Source organism: Myxococcus sp. AB025B, from assembly GCF_006518215.1.
In the GTDB taxonomy this organism is placed as follows: domain Bacteria; phylum Myxococcota; class Myxococcia; order Myxococcales; family Myxococcaceae; genus Myxococcus; species Myxococcus fulvus.
In genome coordinates, this window is sequence record NZ_SRLW01000641.1 from 1 (window position 1) to 1,207 (window position 1,207).

Sequence of the window (1,207 nt, forward strand, 5' to 3'; positions counted from 1 at the left end):
GCCGGGCGCTCCCCCGGGGGGGCCCGCGGGGCCGGGGCACGAAAGCCCCACCCTTCTGTCCTCAGTGACTGATAGACAACGCCATCTGGCGGCGGGGGACCTCGAGGACTGGACACCTCCCGCGGCTCCATGGACATGGCAGAGACAGGGAGACGGCAGGTGAAGGAAGATGAAGGCATGAAGGACGCGGCCACCGGGGAACCGGAACCTCACGAAGGCGAGCGGCTCAAGGGGCCGCCCCTCGGCGAAGTGCTCGAGTTCATGCGGCTGTTGTGGGCCGTGGACCACGGGCTCCAGTCCACCTCCAAGCGGATGGAGTCGACGCTGGGCCTGACGGGTCCGCAGCGGCTGGTCATCCGGCTGGTGGGCCGCTTCCCCGGCATCACCGCGGGGACGCTCGCGCAGATCCTCCACGTCCACCCCAGCACGCTGACGGGTGTCCTCAAGCGGCTGGAGAAGCGCGCCCTGCTGGAGCGCAAGTCGGATCCGCTCGACGGGCGCAAGGCGCTGTTCGCGCTGACCGAGGCGGGGCGCTCGCTCGACATCCCCTCCGAGGGCACCGTCGAGTCCGCCGTGCAGCGCGTGCTCGGGCGGCTGTCGCGCTCGCGCATCCTCGCCACCCAGGACGTGCTCACCGCGCTCGCCCAGGAGCTGGGTGGACTGCAGCCGTCCGAGGTGGAGATGGGCGCGGACGAGGCGCTCAAGGAAGAGGTCCGCAAGTAGACCGTCGCCGAGCAGCGTCACGGCCCGCCCCCCTCGCGGGCCGAGGAGCTCGGCGCGGCCCTCCGGAGTGAATGGCCCCGCGTGACTCGAGCGCGGCGAGGCGCCTCCGCCCCCTCCCGTTCGTCCGTGGGCCGCTCCCCCGCCTGCCCGCCGGACGAGGTGCTCGCCGTCCCGCGTCGCAGGGCGCATCCGGGCCCCGAACCCTGGCCCACTCCCGAGTCATGACGGGCACTTGGCGCCCCGTTGGGACGAAGGGCACGGCCCTCGCGCGTTGCCTCCCGGACCCTCCGTCGGCCGCGTCCTTCGTGCGTCGGACACCCTCGCCACGTCCCGAGCGAAATCGACGTGTCCAAGCTCCTCGCGGCGCGTCGGACGTTGCTAGAGAATCGGGAAATAGGCACCCCCGTCGGGGGTTGCCTCGCGAACGAGCGGACAGGACAGCGTGAATCTCGACACCCCGCAGAGCCCAGGCCCCGAGCTGCCG

General features: G+C 72.2%; 1 protein-coding gene. It reads left to right on the forward strand.

From position 1 onward, the window contains the following. The first annotated feature begins 177 nt into the window (after window positions 1-177). Window positions 178-723 (forward strand): MarR family winged helix-turn-helix transcriptional regulator, encoded by a 546-nt coding sequence (locus FL311_RS43245; protein ID WP_141333515.1) that lies wholly within the window; start codon window positions 178-180, stop codon window positions 721-723. Window positions 724-1,207: the final 484 nt, after the last annotated feature.